20 protein-coding genes are annotated in these 21657 nt (G+C 58.5%); 11 read left to right on the top strand and 9 right to left on the bottom strand.

Features of this window, described 5'->3' with window-relative positions; translation table 11 throughout:
* Nucleotides 1–57: 57 nt before the first annotated feature.
* The gene (gene ybiO / locus SPE70_RS07775) at nt 58–2253 is read left to right on the top strand and encodes a mechanosensitive channel protein (protein WP_012542377.1); all 2196 of its coding nucleotides are present in this window, start codon (nt 58–60) and stop codon (nt 2251–2253) included.
* Here ybiO and rlmF read toward each other — a convergent pair whose 3' ends face one another.
* Complete coding sequence (gene rlmF / locus SPE70_RS07770) at nt 2254–3168, bottom strand: 23S rRNA (adenine(1618)-N(6))-methyltransferase RlmF (protein WP_008805773.1); 915 nt, start codon at nt 3166–3168, stop codon at nt 2254–2256.
* Nucleotides 3169–3264: 96 nt separating this feature from the next.
* On the opposite strand from rlmF, the gene SPE70_RS07765 reads away from it, so the two are divergent.
* The 4 genes from SPE70_RS07765 to ybiJ all read left to right on the top strand — a co-directional run bounded on the left by SPE70_RS07765 (nt 3265) and on the right by ybiJ (nt 5112).
* On the top strand, nt 3265–3879 hold the full coding sequence (locus SPE70_RS07765; protein WP_008805772.1) for a flavin reductase family protein: 615 nt from the start codon (nt 3265–3267) through the stop codon (nt 3877–3879).
* 139 nt (nt 3880–4018) lie between these two features.
* Nucleotides 4019–4279: a YdgH/BhsA/McbA family protein gene (locus SPE70_RS07760; protein WP_016160534.1), complete on the top strand. Its 261-nt coding sequence runs from the start codon at nt 4019–4021 to the stop codon at nt 4277–4279.
* Nucleotides 4280–4299: 20 nt separating this feature from the next.
* Nucleotides 4300–4566 (top strand): DksA/TraR family C4-type zinc finger protein, encoded by a 267-nt coding sequence (locus tag SPE70_RS07755; protein ID WP_002895824.1) that lies wholly within the window; start codon nt 4300–4302, stop codon nt 4564–4566.
* Nucleotides 4567–4851: 285 nt separating this feature from the next.
* Entirely contained in the window at nt 4852–5112 is a 261-nt protein-coding gene (ybiJ, locus tag SPE70_RS07750; protein WP_004176772.1) for a DUF1471 family protein YbiJ, read from the top strand.
* 108 nt (nt 5113–5220) lie between these two features.
* On the opposite strand, the gene ybiB is transcribed toward ybiJ, so the two are convergent.
* The 7 genes from ybiB to SPE70_RS07715 form a co-directional block, all read right to left on the bottom strand.
* Nucleotides 5221–6189 (bottom strand): DNA-binding protein YbiB, encoded by a 969-nt coding sequence (ybiB, locus tag SPE70_RS07745; RefSeq protein ID WP_008805768.1) that lies wholly within the window; start codon nt 6187–6189, stop codon nt 5221–5223.
* A gap of 29 nt (nt 6190–6218) precedes the next feature.
* On the bottom strand, nt 6219–8375 hold the full coding sequence (gene dinG / locus SPE70_RS07740; protein ID WP_008805767.1) for an ATP-dependent DNA helicase DinG: 2157 nt from the start codon (nt 8373–8375) through the stop codon (nt 6219–6221).
* Nucleotides 8376–8562: 187 nt separating this feature from the next.
* Nucleotides 8563–9918, bottom strand: coding sequence for an ATP-dependent RNA helicase RhlE (rhlE, locus tag SPE70_RS07735; RefSeq protein WP_008805766.1), 1356 nt, complete (start codon nt 9916–9918; stop codon nt 8563–8565).
* 215 nt (nt 9919–10133) lie between these two features.
* The gene (locus SPE70_RS07730; protein WP_023297256.1) at nt 10134–11126 is read right to left on the bottom strand and encodes a transketolase family protein; all 993 of its coding nucleotides are present in this window, start codon (nt 11124–11126) and stop codon (nt 10134–10136) included.
* Complete coding sequence (locus tag SPE70_RS07725) at nt 11126–11971, bottom strand: transketolase (RefSeq protein WP_023297255.1); 846 nt, start codon at nt 11969–11971, stop codon at nt 11126–11128. The genes SPE70_RS07730 and SPE70_RS07725 overlap by 1 nt, the downstream gene beginning before the upstream one ends.
* 13 nt (nt 11972–11984) lie before the next feature.
* Nucleotides 11985–12734 carry an SDR family NAD(P)-dependent oxidoreductase gene (locus SPE70_RS07720; protein ID WP_008805763.1) on the bottom strand — a complete coding sequence of 250 codons (750 nt, stop codon included), beginning with the start codon at nt 12732–12734 and terminating at the stop codon, nt 11985–11987.
* A 50-nt stretch (nt 12735–12784) separates the two neighbouring features.
* Nucleotides 12785–14116 (bottom strand): MFS transporter, encoded by a 1332-nt coding sequence (locus SPE70_RS07715; RefSeq protein WP_012542385.1) that lies wholly within the window; start codon nt 14114–14116, stop codon nt 12785–12787.
* 419 nt (nt 14117–14535) lie between these two features.
* Between SPE70_RS07715 and SPE70_RS07710 the strand changes: the two genes are divergently transcribed.
* From SPE70_RS07710 to SPE70_RS07685, 6 genes are all read left to right on the top strand, one after another.
* Nucleotides 14536–15459 (top strand): LysR substrate-binding domain-containing protein, encoded by a 924-nt coding sequence (locus tag SPE70_RS07710; RefSeq protein ID WP_012542386.1) that lies wholly within the window; start codon nt 14536–14538, stop codon nt 15457–15459.
* Nucleotides 15460–15532: 73 nt separating this feature from the next.
* Nucleotides 15533–16192, top strand: a complete 660-nt coding sequence (gene cecR / locus SPE70_RS07705) for a transcriptional regulator CecR (protein ID WP_008805760.1) — start codon at nt 15533–15535, stop codon at nt 16190–16192.
* Nucleotides 16192–17187 carry a secretion protein HlyD gene (hlyD, locus tag SPE70_RS07700; RefSeq protein WP_008805759.1) on the top strand — a complete coding sequence of 332 codons (996 nt, stop codon included), beginning with the start codon at nt 16192–16194 and terminating at the stop codon, nt 17185–17187. The genes cecR and hlyD overlap by 1 nt, the downstream gene beginning before the upstream one ends.
* Nucleotides 17180–18919: an ATP-binding cassette domain-containing protein gene (locus tag SPE70_RS07695; RefSeq protein WP_064170522.1), complete on the top strand. Its 1740-nt coding sequence runs from the start codon at nt 17180–17182 to the stop codon at nt 18917–18919. Before hlyD ends, SPE70_RS07695 begins: the two co-directional genes overlap by 8 nt.
* Nucleotides 18909–20042 (top strand): ABC transporter permease, encoded by a 1134-nt coding sequence (locus SPE70_RS07690; protein ID WP_008805757.1) that lies wholly within the window; start codon nt 18909–18911, stop codon nt 20040–20042. Before SPE70_RS07695 ends, SPE70_RS07690 begins: the two co-directional genes overlap by 11 nt.
* A gap of 129 nt (nt 20043–20171) precedes the next feature.
* Nucleotides 20172–21278: an ABC transporter permease gene (locus SPE70_RS07685; protein ID WP_012542389.1), complete on the top strand. Its 1107-nt coding sequence runs from the start codon at nt 20172–20174 to the stop codon at nt 21276–21278.
* Here the strand turns inward: SPE70_RS07685 and SPE70_RS07680 are convergent.
* Complete coding sequence (locus SPE70_RS07680; protein WP_012542390.1) at nt 21240–21650, bottom strand: YbhQ family protein; 411 nt, start codon at nt 21648–21650, stop codon at nt 21240–21242. The two genes, SPE70_RS07685 and SPE70_RS07680, sit on opposite strands and share 39 nt — an antisense overlap.
* Between the last annotated feature and the right edge of the window lie 7 nt (nt 21651–21657).

Raw genomic sequence — 21657 nt, 5'->3', positions numbered from 1 at the left:
CTCCCCTTCCGCCATCGGCTTCTATACTTACCCGTTTACGTTGCAACGGAGGTGCCTATGCCGTGGATCCTGCTTTTGCTCGCTGCACTGTTTACTGCCCCGCTTTCCGCCGCCGCCCTGCCCGGCGTGCCGACAGCTAACGCCGATAAAACCAGCGCCAGCGAACCCGATGCGGAACAGAAAAGAGCGGCCTACGCCGCGCTGGCTGACGTGCTGGCTAACGACAGCGCCCGTCAGGAGCTCATTGACCAGCTGCGTAAAGCAGCCGCCACGCCGCCGCCAGACAGCACCCCGACGCTGACGCCGCCGGCGGTGAAAGAAGAGACCACGGTGCTGGAGAACGTCACGCAGATCAGCCGGGAATACGGCGAGCAGCTCTCGTCTCGCTTCTCTCAACTGTGGCGCAATATCACCGGCTCACCGCATAAACCTTTTAATTCGCAAACCTTCACCAGCGCGGCCTGGCATTTTTTACTGCTGGCCGGCCTGGTCTTTGCCTTCTGGTGGCTGGTGCGTCTTGCGGCGCTGCCGCTGTATCGCAAAATGGGTGAATGGGGGCGGCATAAAAACCGCGATCGCGGAAACTGGCTCCAGCTGCCCCTGACCATCGCCGGGGCGTTTGTTATCGACCTGCTGCTGCTGGCGCTGACCCTGTTTGTCGGCCAGTTGTTAAGCGATCGCCTGAATGGTAATAACCCCACCATCGCCTTCCAGCAGAGTCTTTTCCTCAACGCCTTCGCGTTGATCGAGTTTTTTAAAGCCATTCTGCGACTCATTTTCTGCCCGCGCATCCCGGCGCTCCGGCCTTTTAACCTCAGCGACGAAGCCGCGTCATACTGGAGCCTGCGCCTGAGCGCGCTCAGCAGCCTGATTGGCTATGGCCTGATCGTCGCGGTGCCGATTATCTCCAATCAGGTGAATGTTCAGGTTGGCGCGCTGGCTAACGTCGTCATCATGCTGTGCATTACGCTGTGGGCGCTGTACCTGATTTTTCATAACAAGACCTTGATTACGCAGGGGCTAATCCATCTGGCCGACCGTTCGCTCTCCTTCTTTAGCCTGTTTATCCGCGCCTTCGCGCTGGTCTGGCACTGGCTGGCCTGCGCCTACTTTGTGGTGCTCTTTTTCTTCTCCCTGTTCGACCCGGGCAATAGCCTGAAATTCATGATGGGCGCCACCCTGCGCAGCCTGGCCATTATCGGCGGCGCGGCGCTGGTGTCCGGCATCCTGTCGCGCTGGATAGCCAAAACCATCACCCTGTCACCCGCCACCCAGCGCAATTATCCTGAGCTGCAAAAGCGGCTGAATGGCTGGATCTCCGCCTCGCTGAAGGCCGCGCGCATTCTCACCGTCTGCGTCGCCGTCATGCTGCTGCTGAGCGCCTGGGGCCTGTTTGACTTCCGCGAATGGCTGCATAACGATGCCGGGCAAAAAACGGTGGATGTGCTGATCCGCATCGCCCTCATCCTCTTCTTCTCTGCCATCGGCTGGACGGTGCTGGCCAGCCTGATCGAAAACCGGCTGGCCTCGGATATCCATGGTCGCCCGCTGCCCAGCGCGCGGGCCCGGACGCTGCTGACCCTGTTTCGCAACGCGCTGGCGGTGGTGATCAGCACCATCACGGTGATGATCCTGCTTTCGGAGATTGGGGTTAACATTGCGCCGCTGCTGGCGGGCGCCGGGGCGTTAGGGCTGGCGATTTCGTTTGGCGCGCAAACGCTGGTTAAAGATATTATCACCGGCATATTTATCCAGTTTGAGAACGGGATGAATACCGGCGACCTGGTCACCATCGGCCCTTTGACCGGCACCGTGGAACGAATGTCGATTCGCTCCGTGGGGGTACGGCAGGATACCGGCGCCTATCACATTATTCCCTGGTCCTCGATCACCACTTTTGCCAACTTCGTGCGCGGCATTGGCTCGGTAGTCGCCAACTATGATGTCGACCGTCATGAGGATCTGGATAAAGCCAGCCAGGCGCTGAAGGCGGCGGTGGACGATCTGCTGGCCCAGGAGGAGATCCGCGGCCTGATCATTGGCGAACCGTCGTTCGCCGGGCTGGTGGGGCTGAGCAATACCGCCTTTACGCTACGCGTCAGCTTCACCACCCTGCCGCTGAAGCAGTGGACGGTGCGCTTTGCCCTCGACACTCAGGTGAAAAAGCACTTCGATCGCGCCGGGGTTCGCGCCCCGGTACAGACCTGGCAACAGCTGCCGATGCCGGGCTCAGACAGCCCGGCCGCTGAGTAGTTAGAACGGACGGCGGCGTTTGGCGTCGTCCATAAAGCTCCAGGCGATAAAGCGGCTCTGCTTTTGACCCTGGGCCATCTCTTTTTTCACCACTTTCACGGCCCCAACCTCGGTCAGCAGGCGGTAGAGCGGCGGCAGATTGTCGCCGCGCGACACCAGCGAGGTAAACCATTTCACCTGGCGGGCGAAGGCCTGACTTTCGCGTATCATCTGCGAGATAAAGGCCACTTCGCCTCCTTCGCACCACAGCTCCTGCTGCTGACCGCCAAAGTTAAGCGCGCTGTCGGCGCCGAGTCCGAGATTGCGGCGCTTGCGCTCACCGCCCGCCCGGGCGCTCTCTGCGGAGTCATGGAACGGCGGATTACACAGCGTGGCGTCATAGGTCTCGTTTTTGTGGATGACGCCGTGGAAGATGGCCTGGCTCTCTTTTTGCCGACGCAGACGGATCTGCCGGGTCAATCCGGGGTTGCCATTGACAATCGCCTGCGCGCTGGCGAAGGCTTCCGGGCTGATTTCGCTGCCGGTAAAGCGCCAGCCGTACTCGTGAACGCCGATCAGGGGATAGATGAGGTTGGCGCCGGTACCAATATCAAGGATCGTGGCTTGCTTCGGCACCTCGCCACTATCCTGCGCCAGCAGATCCGCCAGATGATGAATATAATCGGCACGCCCGGGCACCGGCGGACAGAGAAAACCGTCAGGAATGTCCCAGTGTTTGACCGCGTAGAAATGCGCCAGCAGCGCTTTATTCAACGCCTTTACTGCCTGCGGATTGGCAAAATCAATGGTCTGCTCACCCAGCGGATTGAGCGTAATGTATCCCTGCAGGTCAGGATGCGCCTGGCAGAGCGCAGGCAGGTCGTAGCGTTGATGGTGGCGGTTACGCGGGTGTAACCCCGGTTTCTGGGCTTTCATGACAATCTCCTTTGAACAGCCGCGTAAGATACCCGTTGACGGCGGCGCGGTAAATAAGGGAGTCTGGATATCTCCTTTATCCGTGACAGGTGCAGCATGTACTTTTATCAACCTTCGCAGGGCCACGGCCTGCCGCACGACCCGCTGAACGCGATAATCGGGCCTCGCCCGATAGGCTGGATCGCCTCGCAGGACGCCGAGGGCCAGCGAAATCTGGCGCCATACAGCTTTTTTAACTGCTTTAACTATCGCCCGCCGATCATTGGTTTCGCCAGCAGCGGCTGGAAAGACAGCGTGCGAAATATCGTCGAAACAAAGGAGTTCGTCTGGAACCTGGCGACGCGACCGCTGGCCGTGGCGATGAATGAAACGTCTGCCTCGATCCCGCACGATGAGGACGAGTTCGTGCGCGCCGGTCTCACCGCCGCCGCCAGCCGCCTGGTCAGCGCCCCCCGAGTCGCGGAGAGTCCGGTGAACTTTGAGTGCCGTCTGTCGCAATGTATTCAACTCACCACCGCCGACGGTAACCCTGTTGATACGTGGCTGGTGCTCGGCGAAGTGGTCGCCGTGCATATTGATGAATCACTGCTGGACAACGGCATCTATCAAACCGCCCGCGCCCAGCCGATCCTGCGCGCCGGAGGTCCGAGCGCCTATTACAGTATTGATGATAGTCTGCGTTTTGACATGATCCGCCCTGACGCCCGCTAAATAATCTACCGGCCAGAGTACCGCTGCCCTGCGCCGGTAGCCTACTAAACGCCTTGTTTTGCATTAAAAATTCCCTATCGCACGGTCGGGAAAGACCTACACTTAAGCTATGTCCCATGCTGTTTATGAGGATATGCTGATGAAAATCACCTCGCTGCTATTCGCCGCTGCGCTCACCGCTCATGCCACCGCGGCCTCTCCCCTGCCACCGACACCCGTACTGCCCTATGCCGGGCCGCTCCGCCCTGTCGGCACCGTCTCCGCCTCCGGTGCCAGCACCCTTGATGATCTGGTGGCCGCCCTCGCGGATAAGGCCCACCGCCAGGGGGCGATAGCCTGGCGGGTCAATGCCGCCAGCAGCGGTAACCGACTGCACGGTTCAGCTATAATTTATCAATAACCTTTCACAGGAGGCAGACGATGGCATCAGGTTGGGCAGGCGATGGGGCCGTTCAGGATCAGATCGACAGCACCATTGACGATGCGGTGGCTCGCGCGCGCCGCGAGCTTCCGCGCGGCGAAAGCAACAAATTTTGTGATGAATGTGGGGAGCCGATTCCGGAGGCCCGTCGACAGGCCATCCCAGGGGTCAGATATTGCGTGAAGTGCCAGCAGGAGAAAGATTTACATAACAATACATTTTCAGGATATAATCGCCGCGGATCCAAGGATAGCCAGCTACGCTGACTTTCCTTTACCGTTCATGACAGCCTTTCGCATTATCTTTTCGCGCACATTTTTTGGCGGAAAAAGTCGCAATATGTGCCCTTAAACGCGTCGGTCTTCCTCGCTACGCTTCGTGACGAAAAGAATGAGAAATAATTTATTAATAATCAGTAAATTATTAATCATTCAAAAAATTCGATGAAGACTGTGAATTTCCTTCGATTTTATCTCCCGCAAAAAAGCGTGATACTTATCACATCGACGGAACATCGTCCCCTGAACAGAACAACCTGCGAGAGATTAACTATGAAAAACATCAAATATGCTGCCGCTGCCATCGCTCTGACCGCCCTTTCCTTCGGCGCCTTTGCCGCCGAACCGGTCACCCCCGCTCAGGCAGAAAGCATGAATAAAATCGGTGTGGTGTCTGCGCAAGGCGCAACCACTTTAGATGGTCTGGAAGCAAAACTGGCTGCTAAAGCCGAAGCCGCTGGCGCGACCGGCTACAGCATTACTTCCGCTAACACCAACAACAAACTGAGCGGTACTGCGGTTATCTATAAATAATCGCTGTTCCCTCTGTAAGCCACTGAATTAACCCTGAAAAGACCTTTAATACCCTTGCCTTGCCCGTCCGAGCCACCGGACGGGCTTTTTTTTATCCTGCAGATCCGATCACCAGCAGTCGTTGACGCGGCTGAGGCCCTGCTCCAGGGTGGTGACTTCCCCGCTGGCCAGCAGACAACAGGCAAGCTGAATTTTCAACGAGTGGGGCACCGGTTCAACGCCGGCGACGCAGCGCTCGATCCAGCGCGCGGTGACCTCAGGATCTTTCGAGGCCGGCAGGACCACCGCCTCCGCTGCCGTCTCAGTCTGGCGTTCGTACAGCACCCGCACGCCCTGCTCATCGATCAGGCTGATCTGCGGGCAGCGCTGCGGGTTGGCATACACTTCGCCCTCGGTACCGTGCATCAACAGCGCGCGGCCACCGGTCTCACGAAAGAAGTTCGCCACCCGCGGAACATATTCCGGATGCGACACGCTGGAGAGACGCAATGCCTCCGCTTCGCCAAACGGTGTAGCCAGCTTGGCCAGGGTATGGGCGCTGTTGCGCACGCCCATCCGCCAGCGCATCGCCAGCTGTTTCTCCAGCGGCGGACAGAAAGCCCCCACCGGGATATACACCGGTTCATGGCCCTCCAGCTGCGCCTGAGCCTGTCCGGCGTGCCGGGTGGCCGGAATATCCAGCAGGGTAAAAATGGTCTCGGTCAGCACCCGGGTGGGATCGTGACTGACGCCGTGAACCACCACCGGAAACCCCAGCTTGTGCAGAAGCATCGCCAGCAGCGGCGTCAGGTTCGCCTGCTTGCGCGCGCCGTTGTAGCTGGGGATGACAATCGGCATCGGCTTGCCGGCCGGCGGGGTCAGGCGCAGCGTATGCTGCTGCATCGCCGCGTAAAACCCTTTCATCTCCGCTTCGCCTTCGCCTTTGATGCGCAGGGCGATTAATATTCCCCCCAGCTCCAGCTCCGGCACCTCGCCGTCCAGCATCCGCGCATAGAGCGCACGGGCGGTCTCTTCATCGAGGTCGCGGGCATGATTCTTACCGCGACCCACCTCTTTTATAATTTTGCTGTACTCCATGGCTCCCCCTGGTGCATCACGCGCCGGCGTCAGCGACGTTTGCGGCCTGACTGTTTTGCTGTCTGTTTTGCTTTCCGTTTTACTATAACCTCCGGGACGCCCGGCTGCTCTATGGGAAAAACAGGTAACGCGTTCAGTAGACGCGCGCCATAGTTTTTGGTCAACAGACGCTTATCGTAAATCACCACCTCTCCCCAGCAGTGATGGCTGCGGATCAGACGCCCCACCTGCTGAATAAGATTAAAGGAGGCGCTGGGCAAACTCTGTACCTCGAAAGGGTAACGATTAAGGCTTTTCAGCCATTCGCCTTCGGTGATCACCACCGGGCTGTCGATGGGCGGAAAGGCGATTTTATGGATATGTACCTGGCTTAGCAGATCACCCTTTAAATCCAGCCCTTCGGCAAAGGACTGCAGACCCACCAGCACGCTGCGCTCGCCGCTTTCCACCCGTTTGCGATGCAGCTCCACCAGCCGATAGCGCGGCTGGTCGCCCTGCACCAGCAGCATCAGGCGCAGATCGGTCACATGCTCCAGGAAGCGGTTCATCGCCCGCCCGCTGGCAAACAGCACCAGCATCCCGAGATGTTTCTTGCTCTCTACCTGCTGGCGAAAATAGGCCGCCATCTCGGCAATGTGCTGCTCTTCGTTATCCATCAGCGGTTCATAGCGCATTTGAGGAATAATAATTTTCCCCTGCTCCACGTGGTTGAACGGCGAATCCAGCGCCACGAAGCGGTCACCCGCTTTCTCCTTCAGACCACTCATCTCCTGCAGGCGCGAGAAGCTGTTTAGCGAGCGCAGCGTCGCTGACGTCACGACGATATGCGGTACGCTGCGCCACAGCAGCCGTTCCAGCTGATCGCTGACGCGGATGCCGACACAGTGGAACCAGACATGGATCTGGCCGTCGCGCACCACTCGCGTCGCCCATTTGGTTACCGGCGCGCCTGAGGATTGCGCCAGCGACGCCAGGCGCCATAGCTTGCTTTGGCTTTCAAACATGCCGAGCGCGCGGTTCATCTGCAGCAGCACCCGATGCAGGCGCACCACGTCATGGCTGCCGGTCTTTTCGCTGAGATCGTTAAGAAACAGCTCCGCCAGCCCGCGCAGCATCTCGGTGAGCTTCGCCAGCCGCTGGCAGATCTCCATCACCTCCTGCGGCAGTTCGCCCATCGGGAAGCGATGCTCCGCTTCCTGACCGGCGGGCATGTAGAGATTGAGAATATTATTCAACGACGCAATCAGCTCGAACAGCTCTTCGCAATGGCCGGTGAGCCGCTCCGGATTGGCCAGCGGCGGTGTGGTTTTCGGACGAAACTGCTCCATGCAGGTGGCGACCAGCTTGCAGAACAGATCCAGCTGCAGGCGAAACCAGGGGGCGGTGATCTCAGCGCTCATCTCCAGCGCGTCGCGGGCGACGTCCGGCAGATGATGGCCTTCATCGAGGACCAACAGCAGGTTTTTCGGCTCCGGCAGCACTGCCTCGCTCTCCATCGCCGCCATCACCAGCGCATGGTTGGCCACCACCACTTCCGCCTCCTGAATTTCCCGCCGTGCCACGAAGAACGGGCACTCGCGATAGTAGTGGCAGTTGCGGTTCAGGCAGCTGGCCTTATCGGTGCTCAGCCGGCTCCACAGCGCGTCATCGATGGCTTTATCGGTATGATCGCGCAGGCCGTCCCAGCGGTAGCTGTCGAGGTCCTGCTTCAGGGTCGCACACAGCTTCTGCTCGGCCTGGTTGTTCGGGGTGAGATCGTCATCGAGGAAGGCCAGCAGATCCTGCTGCGACGGCTCGGTGCTGGCCAGCGCCGTCAGGTTACGCGGACAGACGTAGCGCCCACGACCGAAGGCGGCGGTAAAGCGCAGGTCGGGAATAATTTTACGCAGCAGCGGCAGGTCTTTACTGTAGATTTGATCCTGCAGGGCGACGTTGGCGGTGCTGACCACCAGCGTTTTTTGTTCCTCCCGGGCGATGGCGATGCCCGGGATCAGGTATGACAGCGTTTTACCGACGCCGGTCGGCGCTTCGATAGCCAGATGCCTGCCCTCTTCCCCGGCGAGGGTTTTCGCCACATCGGCGATCATCTGCCGCTGCGGGGGGCGGGGAATAAAGTCCGGGATCTGTTCCTGAAGCGCCTTATACCAGGCGGCGATTTGCGCTTTCAGCGCAGCGGTCAAAGCCATGAGAAAACCTGAATACTGTATAAACAGCCACTATTGTGCCATTTTTGCCCGCCTGGAGGTATTGCTTTCTGCTGAGTGTGGAAGCGTGCTCGACAAATAGTGTAATGGAAAGAAAAAGGCCCGCCGCCGCGTAGCGGACAGACGGGCCTGAGCCGGGCCGCGTTATCGCGGCCGGGGCATCAGCGTGTTATTCGCCAGCCGGTTTACGCGGACGACGGCGGCGCGGCGGTTTGCCGTCCTGCGTACGCGCTTTCGGCGCCTCGCCGTCCTGACGGCGCGGGGCGCTGTTCTGGCTGCGCGGCTGTCCGCTGCGTCCCTGACCCTGGCCACCGCGTCCCTGACCTTGCCCACGACCGCCGCCGCGCTGCTGGCGACCGTTCTGGATAGGTTCGGCTTTAATGGACGGATCCGGCTCATAGCCGGCAATCGCGATGCGCGGGATCTCTTTTTTCAGCAGGCGCTCGATATCGCGCAGCAGCTTATGCTCATCCACACACACCAGCGACAAGGCTTCACCGGTGGCCGCCGCGCGACCGGTACGGCCGATACGGTGGACGTAATCTTCCGGTACGTTCGGCAGCTCGTAGTTCACCACGTGCGGCAGCTCTTCGATATCCAGACCACGGGCGGCGATATCGGTCGCAACCAGCACGCGAATGCCGCCGGATTTAAAGTCGGCCAGCGCGCGGGTACGCGCTCCCTGGCTCTTGTTGCCATGGATCGCCGCGCTGCGGATGCCGTCTTTATTAAGCTGCTCCGCGAGGTGGTTGGCGCCATGCTTGGTGCGGGTAAACACCAGCACCTGCTGCCAGTTGCCTTCGCCGATCAGCTGCGACAACAGTTCGCGCTTGCGGTTCTTATCAACGAAATGGACGTGCTGGGTGATCTGCTCGGACGCGGTGTTGCGACGCGCCACTTCCACTTCCAGCGGGTTGTGCAGCAGTTTCTCGGCCAGGCCCTTGATCTCGTCGGAGAAGGTCGCCGAGAACAGCAGGTTCTGTCGACGCGCCGGCAGTTTAGCCAGTACGCGACGGATGTCATGGATAAAGCCCATATCCAGCATGCGGTCCGCTTCGTCCAGCACAAGGATTTCCACGCTATCAAGGCTGACCGCGTTCTGATGTTCGAGGTCCAGCAGACGGCCCGGGGTGGCAACGAGGATGTCGACGCCACCGCGCAGCTTCATCATCTGCGGGTTGATGCTCACGCCGCCGAATACCACCAGCGAGCGAATATTCAGGTACTTGCTGTAATCGCGGACGTTCTCGCCCACCTGCGCCGCCAGCTCACGGGTCGGGGTCAGGATCAGCGCGCGTACCGGACGGCGACCCTTTGCGTGCGGCTCTTTGTCAATCAGGCGCTGCAGCAGCGGCAGGGTAAAGCCCGCCGTCTTACCGGTACCGGTCTGGGCGCTGGCCATCAGGTCGCGCCCCTGCATTACTGCCGGGATCGCCTGCTGTTGGATAGGGGTCGGCTCAACGTAGCCCTGCTCAGCGACAGCGCGCAGGATATCGGGATTCAGGCCAAGGGAATCAAAAGACATAACAACTCCGAACCGCCCCGGCCCGGTGAAGGGCGTAGTTTTCAGGGAGATTATTGCGATAAGAGATGGCAAAAACCACAATGCCATGAAGGGGCGCAGTCTAGCAGATTTTGTGACAGGCCGCATAAAATCTGCAAAAGAATACCGCGCCTGGCTGGCGGGCATGAGAAGGCCGCTGAGCGCGCTCAGCGGCCTGGTGCGTCATGGCAAAGCGATTAACGCAGACGATACTTAAGTTTTTCAACGATCTTCGCGGTGGAGATGCCATAACGATCGTGAAGGGTCGGCAGCGCGCCGGCTAACAGGAACGCGTCGGGCAGCCCCACAGTATCCAGCTCACAGCGCACACCCTTACGCATCAACAGCGCGGCCACCGCCTCCCCCAGGCCGCCGACCGCGGTGTGGTTTTCCGCAGTCACCACCAGACGACCTGGCTTCGACGCCTGTTCAATAATCGCTTTTTCATCCAGCGGTTTGATGGTCGGCACGTGCAGGACCGCCACGCTGATGTTATCGGCCCGCAGCTTATCAACCGCCTCCAGCGCGCGCATGGTCATCAGCCCGGAGGAGATGATCAGCACATCGTTGCCGTCCTCCAGCAGCTTTGCTTTACCCAGTTCGAACTGATAGTCATATTTATCCAGCACCAGCGGCACCTTACCGCGCAGCAGGCGCATATACACCGGCCCCTGGTGATCGGCAATGGCCGGCACCGCCTGCTCTATCTCCAGCGCATCGCAAGGATCGACGATGACCATGCCGGGGATACCGCGCATAATCGCCAGATCTTCAGTGGCCTGATGGCTGGGGCCATAACCGGTCGTCAGGCCCGGCAGCGCCGCGCAGATCTTCACGTTCAGATGCTCTTCAGCGATGACCTGATGAATAAAATCATAGGCGCGACGGGTTGCAAAGGCGGCATAGGTGGTGGCGAAAGGAATAAATCCCTCCTTCGCCATTCCCCCCGCCGCCGCCATCAGCAGCTGCTCGGCCATGCCCATCTGGAAGAAACGATCCGGGAAGGCCTGGGCGAAAATATGCAGATCGGTATATTTTGACAGGTCCGCGGTCATTCCGACGATTTCCGGACGCTGCGCCGCCAGTTTTGACAGCGCGACGCCGAAGGGCGCAGAGATGGTCGCCTGGCCTTCATCGGCAATCGAGGCGATCATCGCCGACGTTTTTAAACGGGGTTGACTCTGGCTCATTACAGCACTCCTTCTGGTTTGTTAGCGTCCAGCACCGCAATCGCTTTTTGCCATTCGTCGGCATCGACGCGAATAAAATGGTTTTTATCGCGGGTTTCGAGGAACGGCACCCCTTTGCCCATCAGCGTGTCGCATAAAATGACCCGCGGCTGGTTGCCGGAATAACTTTTCGCGTTGTCAAAAGCGGCCATCACCGCCGGCAGATCGTTACCGTCCACGCGCTGTACGTACCAGCCGAAGGCGGCCCATTTATCCTGCAGCGGCTCAAAGCCGAGGATTTTGCGCGAATCACCGTCCGCCTGCTGTTTGTTGACGTCGACAAGGTTAATCAGGTTGCTCAGGCCATAGTGAGCCGCCGACATCGCCGCTTCCCAGGTCGACCCTTCGTCCAGCTCCCCATCGGACATGGAGTTATAGACCCAGGCCGTGCTCTGTTTCTGCCGCAGCCCTAGCGCCATGCCGACGGCAATGGACAGCCCCTGTCCCAGCGAACCGCCGGACATCTCCATCCCCGGGGTGTAGGTCGCCATGCCGGACATCGGCAGGCGGCTGTCGTCGGAGCCGTAAGTTTCCAGCTCGGCTTCCGGGATAATGCCCGCCTCCAGCAGCGCGGCATAATAAGCGATAGCGTAATGGCCATGAGAGAGCAGGAAGCGATCGCGCCCCTCCCACTCGGGATCTTCCGGACGATAGGTCATGGCGTGGCTGAAGGCGGTGGCCAGCACATCGGCATAGCCCAGCGCCTGGCCGATATAGCCCTGCCCCTGCACTTCCCCCATTTGCAGGGCGTAACGGCGAATACGCCACGCCGCCGCGGCGACTTTTTGTGATTCGGTCATCTTCATCTGTTTGCCTCGCTTAGTGAATTAACATGCCGCCGTTAACGTCCAGGGTGATACCGGTGGAGTAGGAAGAGAGGTCGCTGCCGAGGAACAGCGCGGCGCGCGCGATGTCTACCGCGTCGCCGAGGCGGTTCATTGGGATCCCGGCAAGAATGTTGGCCGTCATGTCGTCGGTCAGCTTGCCGGCGGTAATGTCGGTCTGAATCAGCCCCGGGGTGATGCAGTTAACGCGGACGTTATCCGGGCCAAGCTCGCGCGCCATCGCCCGCGCCAGACCCAGCACCCCGGCTTTTGCCGCGCTGTAGTGCGGGCCGCCGAAGATACCGCCGCCGCGCTGGGCGGAAACGGACGAGATGCAGACGATGCTGCCGGATTTTTGCGCCCGCATGGTGGGAATAACCGCCTGCGACATCAGAAGCGTACCGCGCAGGCTGACATCAAGTACCGCGTCATAGTTGGCGCGCTTGATCTCCATCAGCTTCAGCGGCTGGGTAATCCCGGCGTTATTCACCAGCACATCAACCCGGCCATATTTCGCCAGAATTTGTTCGATGGCCGCCTGTACCTGCACTTCATCAGCGACGTTCGCCGCCAGGCCGAGATGGCCTTCGCCTAATGCCGCCGCCGCGGTTTTGCTGGCTTCACCATTGAGGTCGATAATGACCACTTTCGCGCCGTTGTCGGCGAATAATTTCGCGGTGGCGAAACCCAAACCGCGAGCGGAGGCCGCGCCAGTAATAATGGCGACTTTATCTTTTAATAACATAGTTTCACTCCATGACATTACGTCATATTAATTAACAGGATATATTTCCGTTATTGTGGTTCATCGAGGAAAAGAATCACCACCAAACCAATGGCGGCGCAGATACCAAAATAGGTAAATACAGAATTAAAACTCCCGGTTTTATCAAGTAAGAAACCGGCTGCCATCGGCGCGACAAATCCACCGAGGTTGCCGCCGCTATTAATTATGGAAGAGGCGATTGGATAGGTTTTGCTGTCCGAAACGGCCATACCGTAGGCGGTAAAAGCCGGCCAGCCGATATTCAAACAAAAACCGACAAAAAATAATCCAATACAGACCGCCAGGGTGCTTGCCGGGATATTCAGCATAATTAACATCATGACCACCGTTGACACGGCAGTAAACATCATGGTGGGTTTACGTCGGCGGCCCAGGACTTTATCTGAAATCCACCCGCCGCCAATCGCGCCAATAAAGCCGCCGATGCACGGCATACTGGCCACGAAACCCATACTCATTACATCAAAGCCACGCTCTTTGACTAAATACAGGGGGATCCAGGTTAATAATCCGTACAGCACGCTAACCATCATAAAATACGCCAGGCAGTCACCGAGAATATTTTTTGAGGTGAATAAGCCTTTCGCCGTATCAATTGGCGCCATCTTCTTTACCCGAATGATTTTATCCAGCCAGGTGAATCGATCGGCAATTAATATATTTTCGCGTACGCTATTATTATGACTTTCACGCCCGGCATTAATCTCTGCCAGTTCACTTTGTGAAACAAATCCGCTTTCTGATGGCTTTGACTTCACCAATAGATACCAGGCTATCGCTGCCACAATCCCGGGTATCGCGAAGGAGAAAAAGACCCACCGCCAGCCCCAGGTCACCGCAATCCACACCGCCAGCGGCGGGACAATAATCGGCGCAAACATGGTCGCCGCGATGTAAACGCCGGTTGCCGTGGCTTTCTCTTTTGGTGGAAACCAGTTATTTATGGTGGAAGCCAGCCCCACCGGGCAAGGCCCTTCGCTTAGCCCCAGTCCCAGACGCACCAGCTTCAGGCCAAACACGGAGCTCACCGTGCCCATCAGCCAGGTAAAGGCGGAGAAGCCGAAAATGGACAGCGAAACCAGCCCCCGGGTACCGCGTTTGGCGATGAAAAAACCGGCCGGGATCTGGCTTACCGCATAGCCGAGGAAAAACATACTGGCGATGGCCCCGGCTTCAAAATTATTGATATGAAACTCATCAATGATAAACGGCAGAACCGCGCCAATATTGGTTCTGTCGGCGTAATTGATGGCATACACCAGGAAAATCATCGTCAAAACCACGAAACGATATTTCGTTTTCCTGGCGTCAGTACAGACTAGTGTATCTATACGTGACATAGGGTTTCCTCATCTTATACCTCATCCACTTCGCTGCCCGTTGCCGCTTCGGATCACCGCGTTTTCACTTTCCATACAGCAGCAAAAGATAAATATCTTTTCGCTTAGCTAAACAGGTGGTTAGGTGTTTTATAATGGCGATCTCAACGCATCGCCGTTTGTGATCAGGCCTGTGAGAGGAATATAACAACCCCAAAATGAAACGGTATTCAAAAAACCTCAATTATGATTGAGAAAAATTGAGTTAGTGACTTCCCGCAAATTTTTAGTTTTTACTGACACGCGCGCTTTTAACGAGATAAATTGTTAAGCCCATCACAAATTAAAATCATTTTTTTCCTTTTCCCTATGCTGGCTATCACGACTGCGCCACGCTGTTCGCTATTTTATTTTAGAAACGCCCAGCCCAGGATGCTGCCATGAGTCAACCGCTGCCCAATAAAAATTTGCCGATGCCCTCTTTACGCAATATCCAGGCCTTTATTGAAGTCGCCGCTACCGGCAGCCTCAACCTGGCCGCAGAGAATCTCAATATTACCGCCTCGGCGGTCAGCCATCAGATAGCCAGCCTGGAGCACTTTCTGGGGAAAAAACTGTTCTCCCGCAGCAGTAAAGGCGTCATGTTAACGGCGGTGGGAGAAAAATATCTCAAAGAGGTCTCCGGGGCGCTGAATATGATTGGCCAGGCCACCAGCCAGGTGATCAATGATATCCATCAGGATTATTTACGTATTCACTCGGCGCCGAGCTTCGGCCTGCTGTGGTTGATGCCTCGCCTGGATAAATTTCGCCAGGCGTGGCCGGAGTTAAAAATCAGCCTGACCTGTTCCTATGAAAGCATCCAGTTCTCCCGGGATAATATTGATATCGATATTCGTCACGGGCTATCACAGTGGCCAACGCTGTTGGTCAGAACCATTAAAAATGAGTGCGTCTTGCCCTACAGCGCAGCGTCTTATTTAGCCAGCCATCCTGTGCATGCGGTGGAAGATCTGCTGGCCTGCGATCTGATCCACTCCGACAGCACCTTAATTAACTGGAGCAGTTGGCTGTCGTGGCACAAGGTCCGCGGCTGGCATAAAAACTTCATTTTTAATTTCGACCGGTCGTACATGAGCATCGAGGCGGCCAGAATGGGGATGGGCGTGATCCTCGAAAGCAATCTGCTGGCCGGCGGGCACGTGCGTCAGGGGCAGCTGACGCCGGTATTTGACGACGAGCGGAGTATGCCGGTCGGCGCGCACCACTTCGTTCTTCCCCATGCCAATGAACAGAAGGAGAAGGTCCAGCGTTTCTTCGCCTGGGTCGCCGGGGAGCTGAAGGAGGAAGGGTTCCATATTTGATCCCGGCTGGTGGACAAACCGCCGATCGAGGCCTAAAGTTAATCAATCGATTGATTAACTTTTACCGAGCGCGATGACCAGTAAAGGCGAACAGGCAAAAAATCAGCTTATCGCGGCCGCTATCGCCCAGTTTGGCGAGTATGGTCAGCATGCCACCACCCGCGATATCGCCGCCCAGGCCGGGCAGAATATCGCCGCTATCACCTATTATTTTGGCTCGAAAGACGACTTATATCTCGCCTGTGCCCAATGGATCGCCGATTTTATCGGCGACAATTTTCGCCCACAGGCCGAAGCGGCGGAGGCCCTGCTCGCCGGGAAGTCGCCGGATCGCCAGGCAATACGCGCCCTCATTCTCAACGCCTGCCATAACATGATCCTGCTGCTGACCCAGGATGATACGGTCAACTTAAGCAAATTCATTTCCCGTGAGCAGCTGGCGCCGACCGCCGCCTACCATCTGATCCACCAGCAGGTGATCGCCCCCCTGCACCACTATCTCACCCGGCTGATTGCCGCCTGGACAGGCCGCGATGCCGGTGATACGCAAATGATCCTCCACACCCACGCCCTGCTGGGCGAGGTGCTGGCTTTCCGTCTTGGGCGTGAAACCATCCTGCTACGCACCGGCTGGACGCAGTTTGACGCGCAAAAGACCGAACAGATTTTCGAGGTCATTACCTGTCATATCGATTTCATTCTGCATGGGTTATCGCAAAGGAGTTTGGGCTGATGAAAAAACCCGTCGTCGTCATTCTGTTGATCGTGATTCTTCTCGCCGCGCTGGGCGGCGGCTGGTGGTGGTACCAGAGCAGCCGGCAGCAGCCGCTGACCCTGTATGGCAATGTCGATATCCGCACCGTCAACATGAGCTTCCGCGTCGGCGGCAGACTGGCTTCGCTGACCGTCGACGAAGGCGACAGCATCCGCGCCGGGCAAACTCTCGGCGAGCTTGATCGCGCGCCGTATGAAAATGCCCTGCTGCAGGCCCAGGCCAACGTCTCTACCGCCCAGGCGCAGTATGACCTGATGATGGCCGGCTACCGCGCGGAAGAGATTGCCCAGGCCGCGGCGGCGGTGAAACAGGCGCAGGCCGCTTACGACTATGCGCAAAACTTTTATCAGCGCCAGCTCGGGCTGCGCGCCAGCAGCGCGATTTCCGCCAACGATCTGGAGAACGCCCGCTCCTCGCGCGACCAGGCGCAGGCAACGCTCAAATCAGCGCAGGATAAGCTGCGTCAGTATCGCGCCGGTAACCGCCCGCAGGAGATTGCCCAGGCCAAAGCCAGTCTGGAACAGGCGCAGGCGGCGCTGGCCCAGGCCAAACTGGACCTGCACGATACCGTGCTCACCGCCCCTTCCGACGGTACGCTGATGACCCGCGCCGTCGAGCCCGGCACCATGCTCAACGCCGGCGGCACCGTACTGACGCTGTCGTTAACCCATCCGGTATGGGTCCGCGCCTATGTTGACGAAAAAAACCTTGGTCAGGCGCAGCCGGGACGTGAAGTGCTGCTGTATACCGACAGCCGGCCGGATAAGCCCTATCACGGCAAAATCGGCTTTGTCTCGCCAAGCGCTGAATTCACGCCGAAGACCGTTGAAACGCCGGATCTGCGTACCGACCTCGTTTATCGTCTGCGTATTGTGGTGAACGATGCCGACGGCGCCCTGCGCCAGGGGATGCCGGTGACCGTCTCCTTTAACCACGGGAACGGACATGAGTGAGGCCATCATTGCCTTAAACGGTCTGAGCCGCCGTTTTCCCGGAATGGACAGGCCAGCGGTGGCGCCGCTCACCTGCACGATCCACGCCGGCTACGTCACCGGGCTGGTGGGGCCCGACGGCGCGGGGAAAACCACCCTGATGCGAATGCTGGCCGGTTTGCTCAAGCCTGATGAGGGCCGCGCCAGCGTGATCGGCTTCGACCCGCTAAAAGACGACAGCGCCCTGCACGCGGTGCTCGGCTATATGCCGCAGAAGTTCGGCCTGTATGAAGATCTGACGGTGATGGAAAACCTGACCCTGTACGCCGACCTGCGCAGCGTCACCGGCGAGGCGCGGAAGAAAATTTTCGACCGTCTGCTGGAGTTCACCTCCCTTGGCCCGTTCACCGAACGGCTGGCAGGCAAGCTTTCCGGCGGCATGAAGCAAAAGCTGGGGCTCGCCTGTACCCTGGTGGGCGACCCGAAAGTACTGCTGCTGGATGAGCCCGGCGTCGGCGTCGACCCTATCTCGCGCCGCGAGCTGTGGCAGATGGTGCACGAGCTGGCCGGCGACGGCATGCTGATCCTGTGGAGCACCTCCTATCTCGATGAAGCGGAACAATGCCGCGACGTGCTGCTGATGAACGAAGGCAAACTGCTCTACCAGGGTGAGCCGACGGCGCTGACGCAAACCATGGCCGGGCGCAGTTTCCTCGTCTCCAGCCCACAGGAAAACAACCGCCGTCTGCTGCAGCGGGCGCTGAAGCTGCCGCAGGTCAGCGATGGCGTGATCCAGGGCAAATCGGTGCGCCTGATCCTGAAAAAGGACGCCCGCATTGAGGAAGTCCAGCAGCATGGCGACATGCCGCCGCTGCAGGTGGCCGACACCGCGCCGCGCTTTGAAGATGCGTTTATCGATCTGCTCGGCGGAGCGGGAACCGCCGAATCGCCGTTGGGAGCGATTATCCATCGTGTTGACGGCAGCAAAGACGAAACGGTCATTGAAGCCCAGTCGTTAACGAAAAAGTTTGGTGATTTCGCCGCTACCGACCACGTCGATTTCCAGGTTAAGCGCGGTGAAATTTTCGGCCTGCTCGGCCCCAACGGCGCCGGGAAATCCACCACCTTCAAAATGATGTGCGGCCTGCTGGTGCCCACCTCCGGCAAAGCGCTGGTGCTGGGGATGGATCTTAAGGTCAGCTCTGGCAAGGCGCGCCAGCATCTGGGCTATATGGCGCAAAAATTTTCGCTGTATGGCAACCTCAGCGTCGAGCAGAACCTGCGCTTTTTCTCCGGCGTCTATGGCCTGCGCGGCCGGGCGCAAAATGAAAAAATCGCCCGAATGAGCGATGCCTTTGGCCTGAAAAGTATCGCCCGTCACGCCGCCGACGAGCTGCCGCTCGGCTACAAGCAGCGGCTGGCGCTGGCCTGCTCGCTGATGCATGAGCCCGATATTCTGTTTCTCGATGAACCGACCTCCGGCGTCGACCCCATCACCCGCCGCGAGTTCTGGCTGCATATCAACAGCATGGTCGATAAAGGGGTGACGGTGATGGTGACCACCCACTTTATGGATGAGGCGGAATACTGCGACCGTATCGGGCTGGTTTACCACGGTAAACTTATCGCCAGCGGCACCCCGGACGCGCTGAAGGCCCAGGCAGCGGATGACAGCCAGACGGACCCGACCATGGAGCAGGCGTTCATTACCCTGATTAACCGCTGGGATAAGGAGAATAGCCATGAGCAATAGCATTCTCTCCTGGCGGCGGGTCCGCGCCCTGTGCGTGAAAGAGACCCGGCAGATCGTCCGCGATCCCAGCAGCTGGCTGATCGCGGTGGTGATCCCGCTACTCCTGCTGTTTATCTTCGGCTATGGCATTAACCTCGACTCCAGCAAACTGCGGGTCGGCGTATTGCTGGAGCAACAGAGCGAAGAGGCGCTGGATTTCGTCCATACCATGACCGGCTCGCCCTATATCGACGCCACGGTCAGCGATAATCGCCAGCAACTGATTCAAATGATGCAGGCCGGGCGCATCCGCGCCATGGTGGTCATTCCGGTGGACTTCGACCGCCAGATGGCCCGCGCCGGCGCCGACGCACCGCTGCAGCTCATCACCGACGGCAGCGAGCCCAATACCGCCAACTTCGCTCAGGGCTACGTGGAAGGTATCTGGCAGATCTGGCAGCAGCAGCGGGCGGAAGACCGCGGCGAAACCTTTGAACCGCTGATCGACGTGCAGATGCGCTACTGGTTTAACCCGGCGGCTATTAGCCAGCACTTTATTATCCCCGGCGCAATTACCATCATCATGACCGTGGTCGGCGCGATCCTGACCTCGCTGGTGGTGGCGCGCGAATGGGAGCGCGGCACCATGGAGGCGCTGCTGTCGACGGAGATCACCCGCGCCGAACTGCTGCTATGCAAGCTCATTCCCTACTATTTCCTCGGCATGCTGGCGATGTTGCTCTGTATGCTGGTGTCGGTATTTATTCTCGGCGTGCCCTATCGCGGCTCGCTGCCGATCCTGTTTGTCATCACCAGTCTGTTTTTGCTCAGCACCCTGGGGATGGGGCTGCTGATCTCAACCATTACCCGCAACCAGTTTAACGCCGCGCAGGTGGCGCTGAATGCCGCGTTTTTACCGTCGATTATGCTGTCCGGGTTTATTTTCCAGATAGACAGTATGCCGGCGGTGATCCGCGCGGTGACCTACGTGATCCCGGCGCGCTATTTCGTCAACACCCTGCAAAGCCTGTTTCTGGCGGGCAATATTCCGGTGGTGCTGCTGGTGAATGTGCTGTTTTTGATTGCGTCGGCGGTGATGTTTATCGGCCTGACGTGGTTAAAAACCAAGCGGCGTCTGGATTAGGTTTTGCCCGGTGGCGCTGCGCTGACCGGGCCTACGGTTTAACCAACATCGATTATACGGTTCGCCGATCCCCCAGGCCGGGCAAACGCAGTGCCGCCCGGCGTGGTTGAATGGGCCAAAGGAGCAATTATGTTTCACCGTTTATGGACATTGATCCGCAAAGAGCTGCAGTCGCTGCTGCGCGAGCCGCAAACGCGGGCAATTTTAATCATGCCGGTGCTGATTCAGGTATTGTTGTTTCCCTTTGCCGCGACGCTGGAGGTGACCAACGCCACCATCGCCATCTACAACGAAGACAGCGGCCGCCACGCGGTGGAACTCACTCAGCGCTTCGCCCGCGCCAAAGCCTTTACCCACGTCCTGTTGCTGAAAAGCCCGCAGGCGATCCAGCCGACCATCGATGAACAAAAAGCCCTGCTGGTGGTACGCTTCCCGGCGGATTTCTCGCGTAATCTCGACAACTATCAAACCGCCCCGCTGCAGCTCCTGCTCGACGGGCGCAACTCCAACAGCGCGCAAATCGCCGCCAACTACCTGCAGCAGATCGTAAAAAACTATCAGCAGGAGCTGCTGGAGGGGAAAGCGAAGCCGAACAACAGCGAACTGGTGGTGCGCAACTGGTACAACCCGAATCTCGACTATAAGTGGTTCGTGGTGCCGTCGCTTATCGCCATGATCACCACCATCGGAGTGATGATCGTGACGTCGTTGTCGGTGGCCCGTGAGCGCGAACAGGGTACCCTCGATCAGCTGCTGGTCTCGCCCCTCGCCACCTGGCAAATCTTCGTTGGCAAAGCAGTGCCGGCGCTGATCGTCGCCACCCTGCAGGCGACTATCGTGCTGGCGATTGGTATCTGGGCCTATCAGATCCCGTTTGCCGGCTCGCTGCTGCTGTTCTATTTCACGATGGTGATTTATGGCTTATCGCTGGTGGGCTTCGGTTTATTGATTTCATCGCTGTGCGCCACCCAGCAGCAGGCGTTTATCGGCGTGTTCGTCTTTATGATGCCGGCGATCCTGCTTTCGGGCTACGTTTCACCGGTGGAAAATATGCCGCAGTGGCTGCAGGATCTGACCTGGATAAACCCGATCCGCCATTTTACCGATATCACCAAGCAAATTTATCTGAAGGATGCGAGTCTGAAGATTGTGTGGGGAAGTTTGTGGCCGCTACTGGTCATAGCGGCCACCACCGGCTCAGCGGCGTATGCGATGTTCCGAAGAAAGATTGCGTAGTTTTTTATCTTTCGCCAGCAGCGAGACCACCGCCGGGCCTGCCAGTATCACCAGCCCGGCGAGGGCCAGCAGCAGGTTGTTGTGCAGCACGCGCGACAGCAGCCACAGCGCTATCATGGCCGCGCCAAAGTACCAGGTGGTGGTGAGCTCCTCAAGGAAGTCTCCCACATCGCGCCAGCGCGCCTCGTGGTGACGCTGCAAAAACAGCATCGCCAGCAGCGTGACGCTATAGAGGACGCACAGCCCCAATCCGACGCGCACCAGCGCGCCGCTCATCCATCCCATCACCAGCACTGCCACGACCAGTAGATGCAACATAATCTGCCAGCAACTAAGACCTGTTGCGACGCGTACACGTTGTTGCCACTTCATGGCTTCT

It is taken from the genome of Klebsiella sp. ZJOU C1 (genome assembly GCF_035620215.1).
GTDB classification, from domain to species: Bacteria; Pseudomonadota; Gammaproteobacteria; order Enterobacterales; family Enterobacteriaceae; genus Klebsiella; species Klebsiella variicola.
The sequence above is the reverse complement of the archived record's forward strand: the minus strand, read 5'-3'. Positions and strand labels throughout refer to the sequence as shown.

What these genes read in the sequence shown, in the direction of transcription:
- ybiJ (WP_004176772.1), top strand. Translation starts at nt 4,852, where the DNA reads ATGAAAAACATCAAATATGCTGCCGCTGCCATCGCTCTGACCGCCCTT.
- rlmF (WP_008805773.1), bottom strand. Translation starts at nt 3,168, where the DNA reads ATGAAAGCCCAGAAACCGGGGTTACACCCGCGTAACCGCCACCATCAA.
- rhlE (WP_008805766.1), bottom strand. Translation starts at nt 9,918, where the DNA reads ATGTCTTTTGATTCCCTTGGCCTGAATCCCGATATCCTGCGCGCTGTC.
- SPE70_RS07690 (WP_008805757.1), top strand. Translation starts at nt 18,909, where the DNA reads ATGAGCAATAGCATTCTCTCCTGGCGGCGGGTCCGCGCCCTGTGCGTG.
- SPE70_RS07715 (WP_012542385.1), bottom strand. Translation starts at nt 14,116, where the DNA reads ATGTCACGTATAGATACACTAGTCTGTACTGACGCCAGGAAAACGAAA.
- SPE70_RS07765 (WP_008805772.1), top strand. Translation starts at nt 3,265, where the DNA reads ATGTACTTTTATCAACCTTCGCAGGGCCACGGCCTGCCGCACGACCCG.
- SPE70_RS07685 (WP_012542389.1), top strand. Translation starts at nt 20,172, where the DNA reads ATGTTTCACCGTTTATGGACATTGATCCGCAAAGAGCTGCAGTCGCTG.
- SPE70_RS07730 (WP_023297256.1), bottom strand. Translation starts at nt 11,126, where the DNA reads ATGAGCCAGAGTCAACCCCGTTTAAAAACGTCGGCGATGATCGCCTCG.
- SPE70_RS07695 (WP_064170522.1), top strand. Translation starts at nt 17,180, where the DNA reads ATGAGTGAGGCCATCATTGCCTTAAACGGTCTGAGCCGCCGTTTTCCC.
- hlyD (WP_008805759.1), top strand. Translation starts at nt 16,192, where the DNA reads ATGAAAAAACCCGTCGTCGTCATTCTGTTGATCGTGATTCTTCTCGCC.
- ybiO (WP_012542377.1), top strand. Translation starts at nt 58, where the DNA reads ATGCCGTGGATCCTGCTTTTGCTCGCTGCACTGTTTACTGCCCCGCTT.
- cecR (WP_008805760.1), top strand. Translation starts at nt 15,533, where the DNA reads ATGACCAGTAAAGGCGAACAGGCAAAAAATCAGCTTATCGCGGCCGCT.
- ybiB (WP_008805768.1), bottom strand. Translation starts at nt 6,189, where the DNA reads ATGGAGTACAGCAAAATTATAAAAGAGGTGGGTCGCGGTAAGAATCAT.
- dinG (WP_008805767.1), bottom strand. Translation starts at nt 8,375, where the DNA reads ATGGCTTTGACCGCTGCGCTGAAAGCGCAAATCGCCGCCTGGTATAAG.
- SPE70_RS07710 (WP_012542386.1), top strand. Translation starts at nt 14,536, where the DNA reads ATGAGTCAACCGCTGCCCAATAAAAATTTGCCGATGCCCTCTTTACGC.
- SPE70_RS07680 (WP_012542390.1), bottom strand. Translation starts at nt 21,650, where the DNA reads ATGAAGTGGCAACAACGTGTACGCGTCGCAACAGGTCTTAGTTGCTGG.
- SPE70_RS07755 (WP_002895824.1), top strand. Translation starts at nt 4,300, where the DNA reads ATGGCATCAGGTTGGGCAGGCGATGGGGCCGTTCAGGATCAGATCGAC.
- SPE70_RS07720 (WP_008805763.1), bottom strand. Translation starts at nt 12,734, where the DNA reads ATGTTATTAAAAGATAAAGTCGCCATTATTACTGGCGCGGCCTCCGCT.
- SPE70_RS07725 (WP_023297255.1), bottom strand. Translation starts at nt 11,971, where the DNA reads ATGAAGATGACCGAATCACAAAAAGTCGCCGCGGCGGCGTGGCGTATT.
- SPE70_RS07760 (WP_016160534.1), top strand. Translation starts at nt 4,019, where the DNA reads ATGAAAATCACCTCGCTGCTATTCGCCGCTGCGCTCACCGCTCATGCC.